Below are 22,401 nucleotides of genomic sequence, written 5' to 3'. Positions count from 1 at the left end.
TTCCGTATTTTTTCGGCCGTGGGCGTCAGGACCATGAGTAATTGGTCCAGGTTGACCGGGTCCAGGTGGAGCCGGTCCAGGTCGAACCAGTCCAGGTCGAACCAGTCCAGGTGCATCCGGTCCAGGTTGACCGGGTCCAGGTGGAGCCGGTCCAGGTGGAGCCGGTCCAGGTCGAACGCGTGAAGTCCACCGACGTCCAGGTCGAACCGGTCCAGGTCGAGCGGGACGGCGTGAGGCTCCAGCCGGCGCTCGTCGTCGGTGACGCCGCGTTGCTCACGGTCGCACTGGGCCAGTTCTGGGTGCGGTACTCGGTGGCCGCATTGAGCACCCAGGCCATGTTCAGCGCCCCGGCACCCGCTTGCTGCTGCGGCAGGTTCCAGCTGGAGTGGATGACGAGGGTCGCTTTCACCTGGTCCGGGGTGAGGTTCGGGCGCTGCGACAGGAGCAACGCCACCGCGCCGGAGGTGATGGCCGCGGCCTCCGACGTTCCGCTGCCGCGCATCAGCGAGGCGTTGATGGATCCGGGGCCGTTACCGTACTCCTGGTCGATGGCCGACCCGGGGTCGCGTAGACCGACGATGTGCGTGCCCGGAACGACGAAGTCGGGATTGCGAGTCCCGTCGCCGATGTTCGAGAAACTCGCAACAGTGTCGTCGGAGACCGAGAGGGTGGAATTCGTGTCGATCGCACCGACCGCGATGACGTACGGATCGTTCGCCGGTGCGGTCATGCCGACCTGGCCGTCATTCCCGGCCGCCGCGACGACGGTGATGCCGGCCTTCCAGGCCGCTTCGACGGCGGCGTCCAGCGGGTCTTGCTGGTAGGGCAGGCCGTCCCGCACCCCGAGCGACAGGTTCAGCACCTTGATGTTCAGGCCGGGGTCATTGCGGTGTGCGACGACCCACTGGATGGCTGCGATCACCGCGGATGCCATGGTCGCACCACTCGCATCGGCCACCTTGACGCTGATGATGTTCGCGTCCGGGGCGACGCCTAAGTAGTACCCACTGTTGGCCCAGTACGGCGCGGTTGCTCCCGGATCGCGACCGGCGATCAGCCCGGCCATGAATGTGCCGTGGCCGAAGGTGTCCAGGCCTCGTACCTCGGTGAAGTACCCGGTCGGCGTGAAGTCTGGACCGTATATGATCTTGCCGGGTGCCGAGAGTGCCGGTACCGGGACGACACCGGAATCGATGAGCGCGACTCCAATGCCTTGACCCGAGAAGCCGGCATTCCAGTATGCGTTGTAGCCGACGATGGAGGAGAGTCCGACCGGACCGCCGGCGTCAGTGTTTGGGTCGTAACTCGAACCCTGGAGTTTTGCCCCGAAATCGGGCGTTACCGAGAGAATTCCCGGATGGTTTGCCAGGCTTCGTGCCTCACTGGCGGTGAGAACGGCCTGCACACCGTTGATGATGGAGAGGTCCACGCCGACGCGCCCGCCTACCGAGCCGATCGCGGCTCGAGCCTCGTCGAGGTGACCTGGTGTCGCCCGCACGATGTACGACGACTCGCCGGCTGACACGAACGGCCGGGTTTCCGCCGTCCCCGTCACTCCGATCACGGGTAGGAATCCCACGATCGACGCCGCGCTGGCGAATGCCGCCGCGAATCTCCGCCACCTGCTGTCTCCCCAGGTGACGCCGCGGGCGATTGTTGCCGCGACTGACATGATCCTCCCCCACTTCGTGACTTGGTGTAGTGAAAGTGTCACGGACAGCAATCAGCCGCACCATCCACTGACCGGGCATGTTCGCGCTGCCGTTCGGAGTAACAACGTCCCGGCAATTCGCTAGAACCGGTTCAAAAGCCGGACAAACCGCGGGGGCGCAACGGCGTTTGCGAGGCGGATCGTGCCAGACTGCCGCCGTGGTCGTGTCCCGCGGTGCCCGGCCGCGTGACCCTGCGCGGCTGGGCACTCCGGTTGCCCGCAGTGCGGCGGACGATCCGGTTGCCCGCAGTGCGGCGGACGTCAGCCGGCTCGCCGCTTCGGCTGAGGACCTCGCCGAGCTGGACGCCCGGTCGAGCTGCTGCCGGGCATGTCCCCGCCTGGTGGCGTGGCGGGAGAAGGTCGCTGCGCAGCGACGCCGTGCCTTCGCGACCGAGACGTACTGGGGCCGTCCGGTGCCCGGGTTCGGGGATCCCGCGGCCCGCATTGTCGTCGTCGGGTTGGCTCCCGCCGCGCATGGCGGCAATCGGACCGGGCGAATCTTCACCGGTGACCGGAGCGGCGACTGGTTGTTCGCCGCGCTGTACCGGGCGGGCTTCGCACGCCAGCCGACCAGTGAGCGGGTCGATGACGGGCAGCGGCTGGACGGCGTCCGGCTGGTCGCTGTCGTGCGGTGCGCACCACCGGCGAACAAACCGACGCCGGTTGAGCGGGACACCTGCCGGCCGTGGCTGGTCCGCGAACTCGAACTTCTCCCCGCGCGTGTCCTCGTCGTCCTCGGCGGTTTCGCCTGGCAGTCCCTCCCGCCGACGCTGGCCCGCCTCGGATTTCTGATACCCCGGCCGTTTCCGTCATTCGGGCACGGGCGGTCCGTCACAATTGCCCACCCGGATGGACGGCGATTGCACCTGCTGGCGTCCTACCATCCCAGCCAGCAGAACACCTTCACCGGAAAACTCACCGAACCGATGCTCGATGCCATTTTTCACCGTGCCCGGCAATTGGCCGACGCCGAGTAGCGGGCATGGGTATTCCCACTGGATACGGGCATGAATTCGTGCTGACTACGGGCACGCCGATTCCCGGAGCACATCGGTTGGTGTCGGGGAGCAGTCAAGTCGCCGACGTTCGGGGAAAAGGGCGGAGCGTCGGCGCATTGACGGCCTGATCGGTCTTGGCACGCTCGGCACCGGCGCGTTCGCCCGAGGTGGCCTGGACCGATAGGGTCGACGTCGTGGCCGTTCCGCGCATCGTCATCGTCGGCGGCGGATACGTCGGCACCTACGCCGCGCTGCGGCTGGAGCGCGCCTTGCGGCCCGGCGAGGCGAACGTCACCCTGATCGACCCGCAGTCGTACATGACCTATCAGCCCTTCCTTCCAGAAGCGGCTGCGGGCAACCTTGAGCCCCGCCATGTTGTCGTGCCATTGCGCCGTGTGTTGCGCCGTACCCGGATCCTCAATGGTCGCGTGACCGCGGTGCAGCATGCCAACCGGCGGTTGACCTTTGCACCGCATGTCGGACCGGCCGCAGAGCTCGAGTACGACATTCTCGTGATGAGCGTCGGGTCAATCGCGCGGACGCTACCGATACCCGGGTTGGCGGAGGTCGGTATCGGATTCAAAACCGTCGGGGAGGCAATATTTCTCCGTAATCACGTGCTCGCGCAATTGGACATCGCCGCCTCGACCGATGATGCGGCGTTGCGCCGCCGGGCGCTGACTTTTGTCTTCGTCGGTGGGGGGTACGCGGGCGTCGAGGCACTCGCCGAGTTGGAAGACATGGCGCGGGACGCATGCCGGTCATATCCGAATGTTTCTCCGGCCGACATGCGCTGGATTCTCGTCGAGGCGACCGACCGCATCCTCCCTGAGGTCAGCCGGGAGCTCGGTGCCTACACCATCGCCGAACTGAGGAGGCGGGGCATCGAGGTGCGGTTGCAGACGCGACTGGAATCGGCGGTCGATCGGCACATTGTTCTCTCGGACGGAGAGGAATTTGACGCCGACACCCTCGTCTGGACGGCAGGGGTGCGGGCCCATCCGCTCATCACCCACACCGATCTCCCGCGCGATGAGAAGGATCGATTGCGGGCGACTGCGTCGCTGCGGGTCGAGGGTGTCGATGATGCGTGGGCGGCGGGTGACTGCGCCGCGGTCCCTGACCTGACCAAGCCGCAACCGGCGCTCTGTGGTCCCAGCGCGCAACACGCGGTGCGGCAAGGAAAACTGCTCGGTGACAATATCGTCGCGTCGCTGCGGGGCAGACCGGTGCGCGACTATCGCCATGCGTACGCCGGTTCGGTCGCGAGTCTTGGCTTGCACAAAGGTGTTGCGCAAATCTACGGCGTCACCATGCGTGGCTTTCCGGCCTGGTTCGTGCACCGCACGTACCACCTGTCCCGCATTCCGACCTTTAATCGCAAGGTCCGGGTGGTGGCTGATTGGACCCTGGCGTTGTTCTTTCCCCGTGAGATTGTGTCGCTGGGAGCGTTGCAGCGGCCCCGCGAAGAATTCGAACAAGCGGCCCGCCCGACCGCCGCGGCATGGCCATCGTAATCCGTGACGCCGGCGCGGCTGGTCCCGTCGGTCGGCTCTTTCACGCCAGGTCCGGGACTGCGCATGCCGGACCGGCGCGGCGGAGCACGCCGGTCGGTTCGTCCCGGCTCCGGTCCGCCGTCGGCTCGACAGGATGCTGTGGCGTCCGCCGGCCTGATGGGATGTTGCGGCGGCGTCCACCGGCCGGCCTGCTCCGGCCCGTCTTCCCGGCGTACACCTCAGGCATGATGAGGGAGGCGCATGTCACGTCGAATGGCTCGGGCCGGATCGAGTGGCGATAAGGGCCGAAACGGCCTGGCCCCCGTAGCCCAACGGCAGAGGCGAACCCCTTAAAAGGGTTACAGTGTCGGTTCGAATCCGACCGGGGGCACGCGGTCGCCGGAAACGCTGCCGCGCGTGGTGTGCGAGTCGGTGTTACTCGTGGCTGACGCGGTGGCGCTCATGTTCCCGGCAGATCGCATACGCATAGCCGTGCGGAAGCGCGTGTTCGTCGCGCAACCAGTTGACCCGCTCGTCGAATCTCAGGAAACTGGGACCTTTGTCAATTTCGTGGAACCACTCCGAAAGCTGTTTCCCGGTCACCTGGGGAACCCGCTCGATCAGATTGCGATGGATCTCTTCGGAGTGGTGCACGCTCATGACGGCCTCCTCGGTCGGCGTCAACGGTCCATACTCGCAGCGTGCCCCAGGAGCGGCCCTAAGGCAAGAGCCGTCGGGAGGTGGCGTCGGCGGAATGCGCCGGCCGCCGGGTGACGCTGCACGGCCGTTCGGTACGCTCGCCGGCATGTCCTGCTGGGATCAATCCGCCGGGGATGCGCCGGCGCATGACCCGGCTTCGTTCCCCTCGCAGCTTGACGATCTAGCAGTGCGCTTGAGCCGGCTGTCGTCCCTGGCCTTGGCGCGGAGGATCTCCCCTGGGTCGGACCTTTCCGTCGCAGCGGCCGCCCGCCGGATCGCGGCGCGCGTCGCGGCCCTCGTTCAGGGCGTCGAGCACGGCGACGCACCGCAGCCGCCCGTGTGGCGGTCGCTGCCGTCGGCCGCCGACACCGCGGTGGGCTTCCAATTGCGGGTGCTTGCGCACGACCTCGCCGTGGCACTGCCGAACGCCGCCGAGTGCATCTGGACACCGGAAGGACGCCGGCCGGTCCGTGCGGTGATTGCGGAGATTTCCCGGGAGGCGACGGAGCTGGCGGGTCACGTGCAACGACGTTGACAACAGCGGGTTATGACGCCGACGGATCATTACGCCGACGACAGCGGGCAGCTCACACCCGTTCCCTGCAAACCGCAGTATCCCGAGGGATTCTTATGCAGGTACTGCTGGTGGTATTCCTCGGCGTAATAAAACGGGCCGGCGTTGGCAATCTCCGTCGTGACCGGTCCGAAACCCGCCCGCCCGAGGGTTGAGGCGTATTGCTCGCGGATGCGCTCCGCCGCCGCACGTTGGCCGGCGTCCGCGACAAAGATGACCGAACGGTACTGTGTGCCGATGTCGTTCCCCTGGCGCATTCCTTGGGTCGGGTCATGCGCCTCAAAAAAGACTTTTACCAGCTCCGCATAGCTCACTATCGCGGGATCAACGACGACGAGTACGGACTCGGCGTGGCCGGTGAGCCCGGTGCAGACCTCTTCATACGTCGGGTGCGGCGTGAAGCCGCCGCAATATCCGGCGGCTGTGGTATAGACGCCGGGGAGCCGCCAGAATATGCGTTCAGCCCCCCAGAAACAACCGAGCGCGAAAACAGCGCGTTGTGTGTGCTCGGGAAATGGTGGTTCGATCGGAGTGCCAAGAACCGCATGCCGGCCGGACAGCGTAAACGCACGCTCGTTTCGTCCCGGCAACGCTTGGTCGAGTGTCGGCAACGGTCGCAAAATTCCCATACTGTGAGGCTACCTGACACGTTTCGTCCGTGCCTCTGTTGATCGCCCGCGGACAGAGATCCGATGCTCCGGGCGGACGGCGACGGTTCTCCGGACGGCGACGGTTCGCCGTGTGAAGGCCGGCTCAACCAGGCGGCAGGGCGGACGGAGGTTGACGCCGGCCGGTGGCGGCAGCGAGTACCGCAGAGTTGGGCAGGGAGATTGGTCCCTCTGCGGTCTGCAAGATGGTGAACATCAGAGTGATCGACACCACCTCGCCGTCGTACTGACCGCCCAGCGCTCCCGCGCGGAGCGTGATGTAGTCGCCGACCACGAACGGACGGGCGAAGAGGAGGACAATCCCGGCGATGGCGTTGCCGAGCGCCTGCTGGGCGGCCAGGCCAATGACGACGCTGCCGATCGCGCCGGAGAGGAGAAGGCTTTCGACGCGTACGGCAAGGAGGCCGGCTATCACCAGCAGGACGGCGAGATAGCCGACAACCTGGATCAACAAATGCAGAGAGCCTGCGGCAGCCGGGTTCCCTCGCTGGCGGAGGACCCGGCTGAGCTCATTGGCGATGAGCCGGATGCAGAGCACACCGGTGACGACCGCGACACCGGCGGCTGCCCAGCTGCCGACGCGGTGTGACAACCACGGTTCGGATCGTCCGTCGACGAGGTGCCGGGCGTGGATGCCGCCAAGACTTACGGAGACCACCGACGCTCCGACAAAGAGCAATGCCGCCGCGATCGCGCGGCGAAAATGTGGCCGGACCACAATGTCCTTTGCTTCGGCGGCAAGGGCCGCGGTCACCTGTACGGCACGCGATCGTCGCAGGCGGGGCATCCGGGTTCTCCTTCCGGTATCGCGCCAGGGTGTGATCGCTCGATCGTACGGACATACGGTCTCTCGCAACCCTAGGGCGGCGGGGAAGCCGCTTCCGCTGCGGCCAGCCGGGCGAACGCCTGCGCGTCGCGTACGGCGGCCGCACCTGCATCGTTGTTGAAGAAGACGAAGACCTCGCCGTCCGGCCACGTCGCGGTGATCTGGCGCAGCCAGGCGCGGAGTACCCGCACGGAATAGCGCGGCGGGAACGTCGGCCGGCCTTCGTGCAGACGGAGATAGCCGAAATCGGCGGTACGCCAGAGGGGGGATTGTGCGACGCCTAACCGGTCCGACCAGACGAGGCTTGCCTGGGCCTCGGCGAGCGCGTCCCGCACGTCGGCTGTCCACCAGCTGGAATGCCGTGGTTCTATCGCGACGCGCACGGTAGGCGGGAAGCAGCGTAAACATCCGATGAGCCGATCAATGTCGGCGGTCATGGTCGGCGGCAACTGCAGGAGAAAGGGGCCGAGCCGGTTGCCGAGTCCAGTCGCCGCGTCGAGCATGCGGCGTACCGGGTCAGCCGGCTCACTGAGCCGCTTGACATGGGTGAGAAAACGGCTCGCCTTGACCGCCATGGCAAACCCATCGGGTACCATCGCCGCCCATTTTTCGAATGTCGTCCGTTCCGGCAGCCGGTAAAACGCGGCGTCACATTCGACGGCGTCGAAAACGGTCGCGTAGTGTTCCAGCCACCGTCGTGCCGGCAGCTCGGTGGGGTAGAGCACGCCCTGCCAACTCCGGTACTGCCACCCGCAGGTGCCAATCCGCAGTCGCGTGCCGCCGGTGCCCACGTCCATCGCACCGCGAACGGTCGTTCAGTGGGTGCCGCCCGGCTGCCAGACCATGAGCACCAAGATGATGAGCCAGATCAATGCCGCTGACGCGGAGAGCGCGACAATCCGGCCGCGGTACACCTCCGCGCTCTGCCCGTTGTCCAGCGCATTGATGGCACGCCGCTGGTCCGGCTCGACCACGACGAGCAGCAGAATGAGCGCCACGATGAAAAGGGTGAACGAGGCCGTGAGCCACGGTTTGGAGAGCTCGTCGCGACCGAGGGCGGCGCCGAAGACGCCGACCAGGAGGCTGCCCCATCCGAATAATCGGGTCGTGCGGTTGAGATACCGCAGGACCGCGACGTCACCCGCACGGATGTAGCGCGGTGTCGTCGACGTCGCTACGGTCAGCGGGCCGAGCAGGAAAATCGCTGTCGCGACGTGAAACCAGAGCAGGATCTTGTCTGTGCCGGACATGCTACGACCTTAGCCGATGATCAGTGTGTTTCCATGGCGTGACCCGATGAGATTTTCCGCGTTTCGGAAGCGGAAACCCCGAGCAGCGCGGCGCCGAGCAGGACGACGGCGGTCGTCCAGAACGCCGCACGATCGCCGGCGGCGTCGGCAATCCAGCCTGCGGTGACCGGCCCAAGCACCGACCCAAGGTCCCCGGCCATTTGATAGCCGGCGACGACCGTCCCGCCGCGGCCGCCCGCGATGTCCCCGACGATGGCGGCCGGAGCGACGTCCAGTAGGCCGGAACCTACGCCGAACACCACCATCGCCGCGAGATACCCGGCAATATGACCCATCACCGCGAGCATCACCAGTGCCACGCCACTGACCGCGCAACCCGCCACGAGAAGGCTGCGCCTGCCCCGACGATCCGCGGACCGGCCGGCCGGAAGAAGCACCGCGGCATTGGCCGCCGCCATCAACGTGAGTCCCACACCGATCCAGACCGCCGGTGCGTGCAGGGCTTCGATCACGAAAAGCGGGATCAGCGAATTCCGCACACCGAGAGCCGCCCACGAAATCGCCGCATTGGCGGCGAGTGCCGCTTGATAGGGCCGCTGTCGCAGGGCGGCGCCGATCGTCATTCGTGGGGCAGGACCGGTCACGGGCGAACGCCGTCCGCCATTGGAGGGCGTCGACCGCCGATGCGGTGAGATCCCTGGCGGCCGCTCCACCTGACGAAGTCCGATGAGTCCGACGCCGCCGGCCACCACTAGGGTGCCCGCGTAACAGAAAAAAGGTGCACGAATCGACCAGCTGATGAGTGGCCCGCCCAGAACCGGGCCGAAAATACCGCCCAGCAGGAACCCGCCCTGGAATATACCGGCGGCCCGTCCACGGACGGTGACGTCGGAGACGCGCAGCACGAGCGCGAGTGCGCTCACCGTGAACATCGCCGATCCGATGCCGCCGGCACCGCGGAGCACCAGCAGTTGGGGGTAGTTCTCCGAGAAACCCGTAGCAGCGGAACTCACGGCGACGATGGCGATGCCGAGGGCGAGGACGACGCGTTCCCCGAGAATATCCACGACCTTGCCGACGCCGAGCGCGGCGGCCAGTCGCATCGCCGCAAAGGTAGAAATGACCGCGCCCACCGCTGCCTTGTTTGCGCCGAAATCCCGGGCAAAAAGCGGTAACGCAGGCACCACGAGACCGAAACCGACGGCGACGCAGAACGCGACCACGGAGAGAACAAGCACGGGCCGGGGGAGGGCGCCGATCGGCAGACGAGAACGGCGGGCGTTGCGCGATGAGTCAGCCCGCCCGACGTCGTCCACGCCTCGATCGTAAATAGTCGCTGACCACGTAGCTGCCGAGTCTCTCCTTGGACGGTGAAAAGACCCTGCCACCGTTGCGTTTTGCCATGAGTTCGACGAAGTCCACCAACCCCGGATCGTCCGCCAGCATGAAGACATTCAAGGCGGCGCCGCGCCGGGTCATCTTGTCGACTTCGGCCAGTGTGAGTGTGATCGTCTGCCGGGACGGTGGCCAGTCGAAGGCGTAGTCGCCATCCGGCAGGAGGTGAGCGGTCGGTTCGCCGTCCGTGACAATCATGACGATGGGTTCGTATTCGGGATGGCGGTCGAGAAAGCGGCCGGCGATGAGGAGGGCGTGCTGCAAATTGGTGCCCTGCACCATTTCGGCGTCCAGGCCGGCGAGCTCGGTGGGCTGAAGTACTCGGCCGTAATTCGAAAAACCGATGATTTGCAGGGCGTCCTGCGGGAATTGCGTCGTGACCAGGGAGTGCAACGCCAGTGCGGTTGCCTTGGCGGCGCCCCACGTGCCGCGCAGGGTCATCGACCAGGAGAGGTCGACGAGCAGGCAGACGGCGGCGGCGGTCCGCCGTTCGGTTTCGAAGACCTCGAAATCCTCGACGGCGAGGCGCAGTGCCGGGCGGCCGTCGGGTTCCCGCCGGACACGGCCGTTCCGGATCGCGTTGCGCAGGCTGCGGACGACGTCGAGGGGCTGCTCGTCGCCGAATTCCCATGGTCGCGACGAGCCCGTCAATTCACCGGCGGTCCCGGCATCGGGGGTATCGTGGCCGCCGGATCGCGCTCCTTCCAGCGAGGCGAAAATCCGCCGGAGTGCGGTCGCGCCGAGGCGGCGGACCGCTTTCGGCGTCAACTCCAGCCGGCCGGCCTCGCGGCGGATGTACCCCTGCCGTTCCAATTCGCGTTCGATGTCCCGCAACCGGCGCAGATCGTCTACTGCACTGCGGCCGAGTGCGCGCCGGACCGCTTCCTCATCAATGTCGTCGAGGCGGGCGCCGGGATAATCCTGCGCAAGCGTGGCGGCGACTTCTTCGAGATCCGCGAGCTCCTCGAGAACCGACGTCGCATCCGGGGCCGACAGTGGTTCGTCGCCGCGGAGCCGGGTCCGGCCGGACCAGTCGAGATCCGGGCGTCGGCGGCGCAGCGCGTCATTGAGACGGGCCAGTTCAGCCGCCAGGCCGAGGTCGGCCATGACCTGAGCCATCAACGCCGCGAGTTCTTCCCGCTGTTCCCGGCTCATGGACGCGAGCATGCGTTCCATGGCGGCCGCCCGCCGCGCCAGCGAGTCGACCAATTCGTCGAGATTCCTGGGATTATCGGGAAAAAAGTGGCCGTGGCGGGCCATGAAGTCGTCGAATTTCTCCTGCGTGTGCTCGCCGCGCTCGTCGGCCGCGAGCATGTCATTGAGGTCGGCGAGCATGTCCTTGACGGCGGCAGCGGTCGCGCTGGACGAGGCGTCCCGCATCTGGCGGAGCGCCTCCCGCATCCCCCGAAACTGGGTGTCGAGCACCTCATCACGCAGCAGATTCTTCAATTCCTCATAGGTTCGCCGAGCCTGCGGGCTTCGCCAATCGTAGTCGGCGAGCGCTCGGATGGCTCGTGCGGTGTCCGCAGGGAGGGCGTCGAGTTCGGCCTCCCGCAACCGCGCATCATCGCTGGGATCGGGGAAAAGGGCGGCGCGTTCCTGGCCGATGGCCTTGTCCAGCAAAGCACGGGCCTGCTCGAGTGTCCCGCCGAACCGGCCGCTCTCCCGAAGGGCACGCCGGCGTTCCCGGACCTGGCGCAGGAGGTCGTCGGTGCCACGCAGTCCCGGTGCACCGTGGCGCAGCAGCTTTCTCAGAGCGTCTGCGGGACTCGCGCCAGAAAGAACGTCGTCCCCGAGCTCGTCCAGCGCCCGTGCGACGTCGTACGGCGGCGCCAACGGATCCGGCCCGTCATGAAACGGTCCGTACCGGTAGGCTGATGCGCTCATTGCTCACCGACCGTAGACGGTCCGGCCCGGCACTTCGTCTTTGCTCAACCGGCGGGTCAGGTAAAGCCCCTCCAGGACGAATTCAAGGGCGGCCGCGGCCTGCCCGGGGTTTTCGCCTTCGGCGGCGTCCAATCGTTCCATAATCTTTCCAAGTCCCCGGATCGGGCCGATGCGCCGGAGCAGCTCCCCGGCAGGCACGAGTTCGCCGCTCTCTACGGTTTCGCCCTCGTCGAAGCGGGCGAGAACGCCCGACAGGTCGGCATTTCCCAATCGCGCGCGGAATGTCTCCGCTATCGCCCGGCGTAGCAAGTGGGCGAGCACGTCATGCTCGCGGCCTTCCTCGCTGACCTCGAATTCCACCTTTCCGCGGAGCGTGTCGACGACCGCTGGAAGGTCGCAAACGCGGGCGACCGGCTCGGCCTCGCCGGTGAGCGCGGCGCGTCGCAACGCGGACGCCGCGACGGTTTCCGCGCCGGCCACCGCAAAACGCGCCGATACTCCGGAGCGCTGATCGACGGAACTGGATTCCCGAACAAGCCGGGTGAAGCGCGCGATGACTTCGAGAAGGTGCAGCGGTACGGTGGCGACCAGGTCAGCCTCCTGGATGACGAGGTCGATTTCGTCGCTCAATCGAAGCGGGTAATGGGTGCGAATCTCCGCGCCGAAGCGGTCCTTGAGCGGTGTAATGATGCGACCGCGGTTGGTGTAATCTTCGGGATTCGCGCTGGCGACGAGAAGAATGTCCAGCGGCAACCGGAGGGCATACCCGCGTATCTGGATGTCTCGCTCTTCGAGAACATTGAGCAGAGCGACTTGGATCCGCTCGGCGAGATCGGGCAATTCATTGACGGCGAAAATGCCGCGGTTGAACCGCGGCACCAGACCGTAGTGCACGGTTTCCGGGTCACCGAGCGTGCGTCCTTCGGCGACCTTGATGGGATCGACGTCGCCGATGAGGTCGCCGACACTGGTGTCCGGTGTCGCCAGTTTCTCGCCGTACCGCTCGTCGCGGTGCTTCCAGATAATAGGCAGCTCGTCGCCGGCGGTTGTCACGAGAGCGAGACATCGGGTACAGACGGGCCGAAGCGGATGGTCATTGATCTCGCAGCCGGCGATAATCGGCGTCCATTCGTCCAACAATCCGGCCAAGGTGCGCAATAAACGCGTCTTTCCTTGCCCGCGTTCGCCGAGCAGGACGAAGTCGTGGCAGGCGAGCAAGGCACGCTCGAGTTGCGGCAGCACGGTGTCGTCGAAACCGACGATTCCCGGAAATCGGGGACGGCCGGTGCGCAGCAACTCAAGAAGGTTGTCGCGAATTTCGACCTTGACGGGCTTGTAGCGGTGGCCGGACTCACGGAGAGCGCCGAGTGTTCCAGGAAGCTGAGTGGGTGCCACCTCTCCGACCCTACGACGGTAAAGGAGATCGTGTCGTCCTACCACCGGTTCGCCATCGTCGTCAGGGTGGTCACCGGCCCGCACCGCCGCGACCAACCGGTGGGGAGGGTGCGCACCGGCCGCAGGGGAGGACCATACGGCGACAGAGCCGTGAAATATCAATGATCATTTGTTGCGCCGGCGACGTAAACTACCTGCGTGGCACGTTTTGGCGATGGCCTCGTCGCGGACGTCGATCTCGTTCGGGCTGCTGAGGCGGCGGCTCGCGCGGCTCGCATGCCCCTCGGCGGACATAATCCGGACCTCGCCTTGGTCTTCGTGTGCGGAGACGACCCTGCGGAAACGGCGCGTGCGCTGGAGCGCGCTGCCGCGGCCGTGCACGCGCGCACCGTCATCGGTTGCAGTGCGAGCGGGGTGATCGGCGCAGGCCGGGCGGTCGAGCGGCGGGCGGCAGCGAGTGTGTGGGCCGGTGTCCTGCCGGGGGTGCGAATCCGCGCCTTCCACCTCGAAGTGATTCGTACTCCGCAGGGCATGGCCGTTCTCGGGCTCCCGCCGGTTGACGACGCCGACGTGCTGGGCATCGTGCTCGCCGACCCATACTCGTTCCCGGCCGACGGGTTTGTTGAGCAGGCGAACAGGACAGTTTCGGTGCCTTTAGTGGGCGGGATGGCGTTCGGCGCGGCGGGGCCTGGTTCGACCCGCCTCTCTCTCGATCGTCGTTCCGTCGAACGCGGAGCGGTGGGCGTCTTGCTCGGCGGTCCCGTCGGGGTGCGGACGGCGGTCAGTCAGGGCTGCCGGCCGATCGGACCGCCGATGACGGTCACCGCGGCGCGCGACAACGTGCTGCTGGAATTAGCCGGAATGCCGGCTGTCCGGAAGCTCGAGCGGGTGTTGGCCGAGCTCTCCGCGGAGGATCAGGCACTGGCCAGTGCCGGCTTACAGATCGGAATCGCCATGGACGAGTACGCCGAGGATCACGACATGGGCGATTTCTTGGTCCGCGGCATTCTCGGCATCGACCCGGCCCGGCAGGGGATCGCCATCGGGGACGTCGTGCCGGTCGGACGGACGGTCCGCTTCCACGTCCGCGATGCGGCAAGCGCCGGCGATGACCTGCGCAGCACGGTCAAGCGGTTGCGCGAGGAGTTCACCGCCGTGGAGTCTGCGCTGCTGTTCAGCTGCAACGGGCGTGGTTCCCACCTGTTCCCGGACGCCGCACACGACGTCTCGGTCGTGCGCGGCGTCCTTGGTGTGCAGGCTGTTGCGGGATTCTTTGCGGCGGGTGAGATCGGCCCGGTGGCCGGCCGCACCTACCTTCACGGATTTTCGGCTTCGATTGCGGCCTTCGGGACGTGCACGGACCGATCCACATGACCGTGAGCGGCTGATCCGGCGTGCGCGCCGCGACCGTCGGGTGACGGAGCGACGACGGCGTCCACGGTGACCGCTTCGGCGGCCATTGCGTCGGCTGCGCGGGCCAATCCGGAACGCCTCGACAGCCGTTTCTCCGGGAGAAGCACGGCAAAGACAACGCCCACGACGGCCACGGGAATCGCCCAGAGGAACGTGAGATGAATGGCGTGCACCCACGCATTGGCGAACAGCGTCTTGATCTCCGGTGGGACTGCGGCCTGGCTTGCCGCTTGCTGTCCCTTGTTCAGTGCGGCTAGTAATCCGGCGCGGATATCGGGAGTGGCGTGCGACCGGACATAGGCGGTGAGTCCGTTGGTTGCGATAGCACCAAAGACCGCGACGCCGAGGGAACTTCCCATGCTGCGGAAAAATGCATTCGATGACGTCGCGACACCGAGGTCGGCATACGGGACAGCGTTCTGGATCGCGAGCACGAGGACCTGCATGACCAGACCCATGCCGGCGCCAAGAAGCGCGATTTCCCCGGCGAGCGTGGCGTAGGAGGTGCCGGCTTTGAGGAAGCTCAGCATGGCGAACGCGATGCTGACCAGCACCATCCCGACGATCGGATATATCTTGTAGCGCCCGGTTGCGGTGATAAGCCGGCCGCTGCCGATCGAGGTAAAAAGAACGCCTGCCATCAACGGGAGGAGCTGGAGCCCGGAGACGGTTGGTGAGGAACCCTTCACGTTCTGCAGATACACGGGAAGGAAAATCACCGCTCCGAACAGTGCGAAGCCGAGGATGAAACCGGCTGAGTTTGCGACGGTGAACACCCGGTTGCGGAAGAGACGCAGCGGCAGGATGGGTTCGGCCGCCCGTGCTTCGACGGCGACAAAGGCGGCGAACAGCAGCGCCGAGAGAGCGAATAACCCAATGATTTGCGGCGAACCCCACGCGTAGCCGCCGTTCCCGGCTTTTCCGCCCAAGGACAGGGCGAGAAGAACCGCGGAGGTTGCGGCGACGAGCACCGCCGCGCCGAGGTAGTCGACTTTGTGTTCGCGGCGCTGGAAGGGGATGTGCAGGACGGCGCTGGTCACGACCAGGGCCAGCGCTCCGAGCGGAAGGTTGATGTAGAAGACCCAGCGCCAGCTGATCGTGTCGGTGAACCACCCACCGAGCAGGGGGCCGATGACGCTGGACAAGCCGAAGACTGCGCCGAAATAGCCCTGGTATCGGCCACGCTCCCGCGGTGGGATGATGTCGCCGACGATGGCCAGGGCCAGCGTGATAAGACCGCCGGCGCCGAGTCCTTGAATGGCACGGGTGACGATGAGCTCGGCCATATTCTGGCTTGCGCCGGCTAATGCAGAGCCAATCAGGAAAATCACAATGGCGAGCTGGAAAATCTTCCGGCGCCCGTACAGATCGGAGATTTTTCCGTACAGCGGGGTGGACGCCGTTGAGGTCAGGAGATAAGCCGTCACCACCCACGCGAGGTGCTGCTGACCGCCGAGATCACCGGTGATCCGCGGTAAGGCGGTGGCCACGATCGTCTGGTCGAGTGCCGCGAGCAGCATGCCCACCATGAGCCCGGAGAGCACGATGACGATCTGCCGGTGACTCATGTGGGTGGGCGGCGGTGCGCTCGCGGCTGTCAGTTGTTCGGTCACTGCATCGTCTCCTTCAGGTCGAGGACGTCACTCTGTTCTGGAACGTCGTGTGCCGAGGCCTGCTCTGCCGGCTCTGCTGCGTGGAGCGCCGGCTCGTCGAGGCGACGGACGCGGGGTCGCCCGGAATGTCGGGCGAGAAGGGTGGTCTCCAGGTCGGCTGCCAGCCGGCGCAGCAGGGTGGTCAGCGTGTCGACGTCGGCGTCGGGCCACGACTGCACGGTCTCGGCGAGGGCGGTGCCAAGCTGGCGGACGATCTCTTTGAGTTCCGCGTGCCCACGGTCAGTCAAGGTCAGCCGGCGGGCACGTCGGTCGGCGGGATCGTCGGACGCGACGCAGAAGCCGCCGGCGATGAGGGCATGCACCTGGCGGCTGATCGTTGAGATATCGAGGTGCATGGCAGCTGCGAGTTCAGAGAGCCGCAACGGACCGGTGTCACGCAGGGTGAAGAGGATCGAGTACCCGGCCTTGTCGCAGGCGCTGTCCACGCCGACCTGGCGAAGGCGGTGGGCGTTGCGGGCAACCGTGTAGAGCGCGGTCAGCAGACCATACACCCGGGGATCATCATTTGCATGCATCAGGCAACTATTTTGCCTGATCAGAGAGGCGGGGTCAAATCGGCCCGAGAGAGCGGGTGACGGCCCGCGTGGACCGTCAGTGGGACCCGCGGATCGCGAACCCGTCGTGGGACCCGCGGATCGCGAACCCGTCAGGGGGTTCGGGATCGCGAATCGCGGTCAGGCGCTCAGGATCACGAACCATTACCCGGCCGCGAGGTCCGCGGTGTCAGACTGGCGTCGATCGAGACGAGGGAGGGGCGATGGCCGGCACGCCCGACGACTCCATTGCGCCCTGGATCACCGCTACTCCCACGGAGTGGTTGGAGAACGCCCGGGCGGCCGGCACGCTGCTGGACGGCGTTGCCCGCCGCACCCCGATTGAGCTGTCCCGACGGGCGTTGATCGGCTCGCCGACTGCCCTGAAGTGCGAGAACATGCAGTGCGGCGGTTCGTTCAAAATCCGGGGCGCGTACGTGCGCATTGCGCGGATGCCGCCTGACCAGCGGGATCGCGGCGTCGTGGCCGCGAGCGCCGGGAATCACGCGCAGGGGGTCGCCTTGGCGGCCGGTCTACTCGGTACCCGCGCCACCGTCTTCATGCCGCGCGACGCGTCCCTGCCGAAAGTGGCGGCGACCCGCGGTTACGGCGCCGACGTGCGACTTGTCGGGCATTCCGTCGATGAGGCGCTCGTCGCGGCGCAGGAGTACGCCGCACAGACGGGAGCCGCCTTCATCCACCCGTTCGACCACCCCGACGTGATTGCGGGTCAGGCGACGGTCGGCATCGAAATTCTCGAGCAATACCCCGACGTCCGCACGATCGTGGTCAGTGCCGGCGGAGGCGGCCTTGCCGCAGGCATTGCCGTCGTGGTCAGAGCACTTCGGCCGGATGTGCGGGTGGTCGCGGTGCAGGCCCAACAGGCCGCGGCCCTCGCCGCCTCGGTCCGCGCCGGGCATCCGATAGCGCTTTCCGACGCCTCGACGATGGCCGACGGCATCGCGGTCCGACGTCCCGGCTCGCTCACCCTGCCGCTGGTCAGCCGGTACGTCGACGAGATCCGCACGGTGAGCGAAGAGGCCATTGCGCATGCCGTGTTGGCCTGTTTGGAGCGGGCCAAACTCGTCGTTGAACCGGCGGGGGCGGCAGCGTTGGCTGCGGTGATGGATGATTCCAGCGCCTTTCCATCGCCGGTGGTTGCCGTCCTCTCCGGCGGGAACGTCGATCCGATCGTTCTGCTTCGCATCCTGCGCCATGGGTTGGCGGCGGCCGGCCGCTACCTGACCTTTCACGTCACGTTGCCCGATCGTCCCGGCGCGCTCGCCGCTCTGCTCACGGCCCTTGCCGCGGTTGAGGCGAACGTGCTGGACGTCGTCCACGAGCGGACGCAGGCCGCGCTCGCTGTCGACGAGGTGGAGGTCGCGCTGCAGGTGGAGACTCGCGGTCAGGAGCACTCGCAGGAGGTGCTCGAGACCGTTGCGCGGCTGGGGTACGCCGTGTCTTGAGCGTGAGGGGAGAATCCCCGATCAGCCCGTGAAGGGTTTGGCATTGACGACGGTGACCCGCATGGTGGCACCGGTCGGCAGGGTGTAACTGGCGCTGTCGCCGACGCGCTTGCCGAGAAGAGCGGAACCCAACGGCGAATTCGGTGAGAACGCCTCAATCCCGGCCGCGCTCTCCTCCCGTGAGCCGAGCAGGAACGTCAACTCTTCGCCGTCCTCATAACGGACGGTGACCACCATGCCTGGTTCGACGACGCCGTCGTCCGCCGGCGGTTCACCGACCTTGGCATTCTCGAGAATCTGCCGGAGTTGACGGATCCGGGCCTCCATCTTGCCCTGCTCTTCTTTGGCGGCGTGGTAGCCGCCGTTCTCCCGCAGGTCGCCTTCCGCACGGGCAGCTTCGATCTTGCGGGCGATCTCGGCGCGGGCCGGACCGATGAGGTGGTTGTACTCCGCGGTCAGCCGCTCGTATGCCTCTTGGGTCAGCCACGTGACAGTAGGCGTCTCGCTCACGGCACTCCCCTGGACGCAGCGTCTACGCGAATGACGGACAAATGCTTTGTCTTTCAGGCTACCAAGCCGTACCGCCCTGCCGGCCACCAGCAATCCGGGACCTGCGCGCCTTCCGCTCGGCGTACGTCATGGCCGGCGCGGCGGCAGAATGGGTACCCGTGACGGAGCAGTTGCGGCTGATGGCGGTGCACGCCCATCCCGACGACGAGTCGAGCAAGGGCGCGGCGACCATGGCCCGATACGCCGCCGAAGGGGTGGACGTCGTTGTCGTCACCCTCACCGGTGGGGAACGCGGCTCGATTCTGAATCCCGCAATGGATCGTCCGGAGATTCGGGCCGACATCGCCGCGGTCCGGCGGGCCGAGATGGCGGAAGCGGAGCGGATTCTCGGCGTCCGGCATCACTGGCTCGGATTCGTCGATTCCGGCTTTCCTGAGGGGGATCCGCCGCCGCCATTGCCGGACGGCTGCCTTGCCCGGGAGCCCCTCGAGGTGGTCACCGCCGCGCTGGTGGCGATCGTGCGCGCCGAACGCCCGCACGTCCTGCTCACCTACGACGAAACCGGCGGGTACCCCCACCCCGATCACATCATGTGCCACCGGGTCAGTGTGGCTGCCTTCGAAACCGCCGCCGATCCCGAGTGTTTCCCGGACGCCGGTGAGCCCTGGCAACCGCTCAAGCTCTACTACCACCGCACGTTTCACCGCGACCGGGTGCTGGCCTTGCACCACGCTATGGTCGCCCGCGGTCTGCCGTCACCGTACGCGGAGCGCCTTGACCGCTGGACCGGAGATGATCGGCCGGTGACGACACGGATTGCGTGCGCTGAGTACTTTTCGGTCCGCGACGCCGCCCTGCTCGCCCATGCCACCCAGGTCGACCCGAACGGCTCGTGGTTCGCTGTTCCCCGCGATCTCGAAGCCGCAGTCTGGCCGACCGAGGATTTCGAGCTCGCCCGTTCGCTTGTTCCCACCAGCCTTCCGGAGGACGATTTATTCGCCGGCATACGGGAAGAGGTCCGCGCATGACAAATCTGGTGACGACGTGCGCGACGCCGATCGTGCCGATGCTTCTCGACCCGGCGTTCGCGGCCAATCCCACGAAGAACCCCAATGGTGGACTGGGATTCCTGGTCGTCCTCGCACTTGGAGTGGCGGTGTATTTCTTGTTCCGCTCGATGAACAAGCACTTGCGCAGGGCGGCGAGTTTACGCGACGAGGAGAACGAACCGGACGTACGGCGGCCGACCGACCGGCGGCCGCGGTGAGCCGCCTTCCGCGAAAAGCGGACGATCCAAGGAGGAGCGGTGAAATTCTTCACCACAACCGCGACGCCGCTCGGCGACATGCTTCTCGTCGGTGACGGCAGTTCCGACGGGTTGGCGCTCTGCGGCGCCTACTTCATTGGTCAGCGTCATTCAGTCCCGGTCGACCCCAGCTGGCGCAACGAACCGGACGCGTTCAGCGAAGCCGTCGTCCAACTGACGGAGTATTTCGGCGGCGAGCGGTGCGTCTTCACCGTTCCGTTGCGGTGGCACGGGACGCCGTTTCAGGAGACCGTATGGCGGGAGCTGCTCGGCATTCCTTACGGGGCCACGTGGAGTTATCGGGACCTGGCGGAGAAGGTCGGTCACGGCGGCAAGGCGCGCGCCGTCGCCGCAGCCGTCGGGCGGAATCGTCTTGCGGTCTTCGTGCCGTGTCACCGCGTGATCGGGGCCGACGGATCGCTCGCCGGTTATGCCGCCGGGGTTGACCGCAAACGGTGGCTGCTCGAACACGAGGGTGCACTGCCGCGCGGAACAGACACGTTCTGACGGGACAACGGATCCCGTCGTGAGACCAGCAAGGAGCCGCGGCTGATGGCGAACCGGCTGGCGACGGCGACGTCGCCATACCTGCTGCAGCATAAGGACAATCCGGTCGAGTGGTGGCCGTGGTGCGAGGAGGCTTTCGCCGAGGCGCGGCGGCGCAACGTACCGATTCTGCTGTCGATCGGGTACAGCTCATGCCATTGGTGCCACGTGATGGCCCATGAGTCGTTCGAGGATCCCGCAACCGCGGCATTCATGAACGAGCATTTTGTCTGCGTCAAAGTGGACCGTGAGGAACGTCCCGATATCGACGCGGTCTACATGGAAGCGACCCAAGCGATGACCGGCCGCGGCGGGTGGCCGCTGACGTGCTTCTTGACGCCGGACGGTGAACCATTTTTCACGGGAACGTATTTTCCCAAGGAACCCCGCGCCGGAATGCCTGCTTTTCGGCAGGTGCTCGAGGCGGTCTGGACGGCGTGGCAGAGCAGATCTGCGGATCTCGTTGCGGCGGCGCGCCGGGTCGTGGCGGTTCTGCAACAAGGGAGTCGGCTCACCGACGACCTGGGCGCGATAGATGCGGATCTCCTTGACGCGGCGGTCGGTGAACTACGGCGTCAGTACGATCCGGTGCATGGGGGTTTCGGCAGTGCACCTAAGTTCCCGTCCGCGACCACCCTTGAGTTTCTTCTTCGCTATGGCTCGCTCGGCGCGATGGAGATGGTCGCCGTCACGTGTGAACACATGGCCCGCGGCGGAATATACGACCAGCTGGCCGGCGGATTTCATCGGTACAGCGTCGACGCCGCGTGGACGGTGCCGCATTTCGAGAAAATGCTGTATGACAATGCCCAGCTTCTCGGCGTGTACCTGCATTGGTGGCGGCGCACCCAGCATCAGCTCGCCCGGCGCATCGTCGAGGAAGTGGCGGAATTCCTGCTGCGCGACCTGTGCACGCCGGCCGGCGGGTTCGCCGCTGCTCTCGACGCGGACGCCGGCGGGGTCGAAGGCGGGACGTATGTCTGGACGCTCGCCGAGCTGCGCGATGCGTTAGGGAGCGACGACGCGGCCTATGCCGCGGAGTTGTTCGGGGTGACCGAGCACGGCAATACCGAGGATGGGCGGTCGGTGCTGCAACTGGCCGTCGATGCGCCGGATCTCGAGCGCTGGCGGCGCATCCGGCAGCGCCTTCTCGCCGTCCGGTCCCGTCGCGCCCAACCGGCGCGGGACGACAAAATCATCGCGTCGTGGAACGGGCTGGCGGTGGCAAGCCTCGCCGAGGCGGGATTTCTCCTGGATCGCGATGCCCTTGTGGATGCAGCGGTGCGCAGTGCGGAGTACCTCATTGACGTCCACCTGCGCGACGGACGGTTGTGCCGCTCGTCCCGAGACGGCGAACGAAATCCGGTGGACGGAGCCTTGGACGACTACGCGAATGTTGCCCAGGGACTGCTGACGCTGGCGCAAATCCGCAGTGAGGCTCGCTATCTCGAGCTCGCCGGCGCCTTGCTGGAGGCGATACTCACCCACTTCCGAGCTGAGGACGGCGGCTTTTACGACACAGCGGACGACGCCGAGCGGCTGGTCCGCCGGCCTCGCACGTTCACCGATGACGCCACACCGAGTGGGAATTCCGCCGCCGCACATGCGCTCCTCACCTACGCGGCGCTCACCGGGTCCCAGCGGCATCGGGACGCTGTTCCCGGCGCGCTTCGGCCCACGGTCCGGCTCGCCCGCCGGTACCCTCATGCCGTCGGTTATGGACTGGCGACGATCGCGGCGTGGCTGGACGGGCCGGCGGAGATTGCCGTTGTCGGGGATGGTTCCTTGTGGCGGACGGCGTGGCTTGTCGATCGGCCGGGTGCGGTGCGTGCGGCCCGGGCCGCCGACGGACCGCCGTGGGCGCCGCTCCTCGAAGGGCGCACCGCCCCGCCGGGACAGTCCCTTGCCTACGTGTGTCGCAATTTCGAGTGTCAACGGCCCGTTGCCAGCGAGGCGGAGTTGCGCGCTCTGCTAGAGAGTTAGCAGCGACGCGCGGATCATGTTGCGGACCCTTGCGGGACGCGAGCGGATTCCACCTGGTCGGTAGGTTGGCCG

At 66.6% G+C, this 22,401-nt stretch carries 22 protein-coding genes and 1 tRNA gene; 11 read left to right on the top strand and 12 right to left on the bottom strand.

Going from position 1 to position 22,401, the window contains the following annotated elements:
* Positions 1-25: 25 nt before the first annotated feature.
* On the bottom strand, positions 26-1,672 hold the full coding sequence (locus ACEL_RS09830; protein WP_011720739.1) for a S8 family serine peptidase: 1,647 nt from the start codon (positions 1,670-1,672) through the stop codon (positions 26-28).
* A 203-nt stretch (positions 1,673-1,875) separates the two neighbouring features.
* Here ACEL_RS09830 and ACEL_RS09825 point away from each other — a divergent pair, with 203 nt between their 5' ends.
* From ACEL_RS09825 to ACEL_RS09810, 4 genes are all read left to right on the top strand, one after another.
* On the top strand, positions 1,876-2,688 hold the full coding sequence (locus ACEL_RS09825) for a uracil-DNA glycosylase (protein ID WP_420794992.1): 813 nt from the start codon (positions 1,876-1,878) through the stop codon (positions 2,686-2,688).
* Positions 2,689-2,693: 5 nt separating this feature from the next.
* Positions 2,694-2,837 (top strand): hypothetical protein, encoded by a 144-nt coding sequence (locus ACEL_RS12690; protein WP_238378033.1) that lies wholly within the window; start codon positions 2,694-2,696, stop codon positions 2,835-2,837.
* 66 nt (positions 2,838-2,903) lie between these two features.
* Positions 2,904-4,226 carry an NAD(P)/FAD-dependent oxidoreductase gene (locus ACEL_RS09820; RefSeq protein ID WP_011720737.1) on the top strand — a complete coding sequence of 441 codons (1,323 nt, stop codon included), beginning with the start codon at positions 2,904-2,906 and terminating at the stop codon, positions 4,224-4,226.
* Positions 4,227-4,523: 297 nt separating this feature from the next.
* Positions 4,524-4,596: transfer RNA gene (locus tag ACEL_RS09810), tRNA-Leu, on the top strand.
* Positions 4,597-4,640: 44 nt separating this feature from the next.
* Here the strand turns inward: ACEL_RS09810 and ACEL_RS09805 are convergent.
* Positions 4,641-4,865: a DUF4287 domain-containing protein gene (locus ACEL_RS09805; protein WP_011720735.1), complete on the bottom strand. Its 225-nt coding sequence runs from the start codon at positions 4,863-4,865 to the stop codon at positions 4,641-4,643.
* On the opposite strand from ACEL_RS09805, the gene ACEL_RS09800 reads away from it, so the two are divergent.
* Positions 4,864-5,439, top strand: a complete 576-nt coding sequence (locus ACEL_RS09800) for a hypothetical protein (protein WP_148204604.1) — start codon at positions 4,864-4,866, stop codon at positions 5,437-5,439. The genes ACEL_RS09805 and ACEL_RS09800 overlap by 2 nt on opposite strands.
* A gap of 29 nt (positions 5,440-5,468) precedes the next feature.
* On the opposite strand, the gene msrA is transcribed toward ACEL_RS09800, so the two are convergent.
* From msrA to ACEL_RS09765, 7 genes are all read right to left on the bottom strand, one after another.
* A complete protein-coding gene (gene msrA, locus ACEL_RS09795) occupies positions 5,469-6,107 on the bottom strand; it encodes a peptide-methionine (S)-S-oxide reductase MsrA (protein WP_011720733.1) in 639 nt (212 codons plus the stop codon).
* A gap of 124 nt (positions 6,108-6,231) precedes the next feature.
* Positions 6,232-6,933: a mechanosensitive ion channel family protein gene (locus ACEL_RS11660; protein WP_011720732.1), complete on the bottom strand. Its 702-nt coding sequence runs from the start codon at positions 6,931-6,933 to the stop codon at positions 6,232-6,234.
* Between the two features lie 71 nt (positions 6,934-7,004).
* Complete coding sequence (locus ACEL_RS09785) at positions 7,005-7,769, bottom strand: DUF72 domain-containing protein (protein ID WP_011720731.1); 765 nt, start codon at positions 7,767-7,769, stop codon at positions 7,005-7,007.
* An 18-nt stretch (positions 7,770-7,787) separates the two neighbouring features.
* Positions 7,788-8,222, bottom strand: coding sequence for a DUF2269 family protein (locus tag ACEL_RS09780; RefSeq protein WP_011720730.1), 435 nt, complete (start codon positions 8,220-8,222; stop codon positions 7,788-7,790).
* Positions 8,223-8,242: 20 nt separating this feature from the next.
* On the bottom strand, positions 8,243-9,538 hold the full coding sequence (locus ACEL_RS09775) for an MFS transporter (protein ID WP_011720729.1): 1,296 nt from the start codon (positions 9,536-9,538) through the stop codon (positions 8,243-8,245).
* Positions 9,516-11,504: a vWA domain-containing protein gene (locus ACEL_RS09770; protein ID WP_011720728.1), complete on the bottom strand. Its 1,989-nt coding sequence runs from the start codon at positions 11,502-11,504 to the stop codon at positions 9,516-9,518. The genes ACEL_RS09775 and ACEL_RS09770 overlap by 23 nt, the downstream gene beginning before the upstream one ends.
* A gap of 3 nt (positions 11,505-11,507) precedes the next feature.
* On the bottom strand, positions 11,508-12,899 hold the full coding sequence (locus ACEL_RS09765; protein WP_011720727.1) for a magnesium chelatase ATPase subunit I: 1,392 nt from the start codon (positions 12,897-12,899) through the stop codon (positions 11,508-11,510).
* 198 nt (positions 12,900-13,097) lie between these two features.
* Between ACEL_RS09765 and ACEL_RS09760 the strand changes: the two genes are divergently transcribed.
* The gene (locus tag ACEL_RS09760) at positions 13,098-14,273 is read left to right on the top strand and encodes an FIST signal transduction protein (protein ID WP_011720726.1); all 1,176 of its coding nucleotides are present in this window, start codon (positions 13,098-13,100) and stop codon (positions 14,271-14,273) included.
* Here the strand turns inward: ACEL_RS09760 and ACEL_RS09755 are convergent.
* Entirely contained in the window at positions 14,216-15,925 is a 1,710-nt protein-coding gene (locus ACEL_RS09755) for an MDR family MFS transporter (RefSeq protein ID WP_011720725.1), read from the bottom strand. The two genes, ACEL_RS09760 and ACEL_RS09755, sit on opposite strands and share 58 nt — an antisense overlap.
* On the bottom strand, positions 15,922-16,500 hold the full coding sequence (locus ACEL_RS11655) for a MarR family winged helix-turn-helix transcriptional regulator (RefSeq protein WP_011720724.1): 579 nt from the start codon (positions 16,498-16,500) through the stop codon (positions 15,922-15,924). Before ACEL_RS11655 ends, ACEL_RS09755 begins: the two co-directional genes overlap by 4 nt.
* Positions 16,501-16,742: 242 nt before the next feature.
* Here ACEL_RS11655 and ilvA point away from each other — a divergent pair, with 242 nt between their 5' ends.
* Entirely contained in the window at positions 16,743-17,984 is a 1,242-nt protein-coding gene (ilvA, locus tag ACEL_RS09745) for a threonine ammonia-lyase (protein ID WP_011720723.1), read from the top strand.
* A 21-nt stretch (positions 17,985-18,005) separates the two neighbouring features.
* Here ilvA and greA read toward each other — a convergent pair whose 3' ends face one another.
* The gene (gene greA, locus ACEL_RS09740) at positions 18,006-18,494 is read right to left on the bottom strand and encodes a transcription elongation factor GreA (RefSeq protein WP_011720722.1); all 489 of its coding nucleotides are present in this window, start codon (positions 18,492-18,494) and stop codon (positions 18,006-18,008) included.
* 128 nt (positions 18,495-18,622) lie between these two features.
* Between greA and mca the strand changes: the two genes are divergently transcribed.
* From mca to ACEL_RS09720, 4 genes are read left to right on the top strand one after another with little or no spacing between them, the layout of a single operon-like run.
* Complete coding sequence (gene mca, locus ACEL_RS09735; RefSeq protein ID WP_041835079.1) at positions 18,623-19,522, top strand: mycothiol conjugate amidase Mca; 900 nt, start codon at positions 18,623-18,625, stop codon at positions 19,520-19,522.
* Positions 19,519-19,761, top strand: a complete 243-nt coding sequence (locus tag ACEL_RS09730; RefSeq protein ID WP_011720720.1) for a hypothetical protein — start codon at positions 19,519-19,521, stop codon at positions 19,759-19,761. Before mca ends, ACEL_RS09730 begins: the two co-directional genes overlap by 4 nt.
* Positions 19,762-19,800: 39 nt before the next feature.
* Positions 19,801-20,307 (top strand): methylated-DNA--[protein]-cysteine S-methyltransferase, encoded by a 507-nt coding sequence (locus ACEL_RS09725; RefSeq protein WP_011720719.1) that lies wholly within the window; start codon positions 19,801-19,803, stop codon positions 20,305-20,307.
* A 45-nt stretch (positions 20,308-20,352) separates the two neighbouring features.
* Positions 20,353-22,329, top strand: a complete 1,977-nt coding sequence (locus ACEL_RS09720; RefSeq protein WP_011720718.1) for a thioredoxin domain-containing protein — start codon at positions 20,353-20,355, stop codon at positions 22,327-22,329.
* Positions 22,330-22,401 lie beyond the last annotated feature (72 nt).

The organism is Acidothermus cellulolyticus 11B (assembly GCF_000015025.1).
GTDB classification, from domain to species: Bacteria; Actinomycetota; Actinomycetes; order Acidothermales; family Acidothermaceae; genus Acidothermus; species Acidothermus cellulolyticus.
Note: the sequence above shows the minus strand (reverse complement) of the source record. Positions and strands in the feature narration are given on the sequence as shown.

Coding starts and splice junctions, on each gene's coding strand:
- ACEL_RS09830 (WP_011720739.1), bottom strand. CDS start 1,672: ATGTCAGTCGCGGCAACAATCGCCCGCGGCGTCACCTGGGGAGACAGC.
- ACEL_RS12690 (WP_238378033.1), top strand. CDS start 2,694: ATGGGTATTCCCACTGGATACGGGCATGAATTCGTGCTGACTACGGGC.
- ACEL_RS09800 (WP_148204604.1), top strand. CDS start 4,864: ATGACGGCCTCCTCGGTCGGCGTCAACGGTCCATACTCGCAGCGTGCC.
- ACEL_RS09805 (WP_011720735.1), bottom strand. CDS start 4,865: ATGAGCGTGCACCACTCCGAAGAGATCCATCGCAATCTGATCGAGCGG.
- msrA (WP_011720733.1), bottom strand. CDS start 6,107: ATGGGAATTTTGCGACCGTTGCCGACACTCGACCAAGCGTTGCCGGGA.
- ACEL_RS11660 (WP_011720732.1), bottom strand. CDS start 6,933: ATGCCCCGCCTGCGACGATCGCGTGCCGTACAGGTGACCGCGGCCCTT.
- ACEL_RS09785 (WP_011720731.1), bottom strand. CDS start 7,769: ATGGACGTGGGCACCGGCGGCACGCGACTGCGGATTGGCACCTGCGGG.
- ACEL_RS09780 (WP_011720730.1), bottom strand. CDS start 8,222: ATGTCCGGCACAGACAAGATCCTGCTCTGGTTTCACGTCGCGACAGCG.
- ACEL_RS09770 (WP_011720728.1), bottom strand. CDS start 11,504: ATGAGCGCATCAGCCTACCGGTACGGACCGTTTCATGACGGGCCGGAT.
- ACEL_RS11655 (WP_011720724.1), bottom strand. CDS start 16,500: ATGCATGCAAATGATGATCCCCGGGTGTATGGTCTGCTGACCGCGCTC.
- ilvA (WP_011720723.1), top strand. CDS start 16,743: ATGGCCGGCACGCCCGACGACTCCATTGCGCCCTGGATCACCGCTACT.
- mca (WP_041835079.1), top strand. CDS start 18,623: ATGGCCGGCGCGGCGGCAGAATGGGTACCCGTGACGGAGCAGTTGCGG.
- ACEL_RS09730 (WP_011720720.1), top strand. CDS start 19,519: ATGACAAATCTGGTGACGACGTGCGCGACGCCGATCGTGCCGATGCTT.
- ACEL_RS09720 (WP_011720718.1), top strand. CDS start 20,353: ATGGCGAACCGGCTGGCGACGGCGACGTCGCCATACCTGCTGCAGCAT.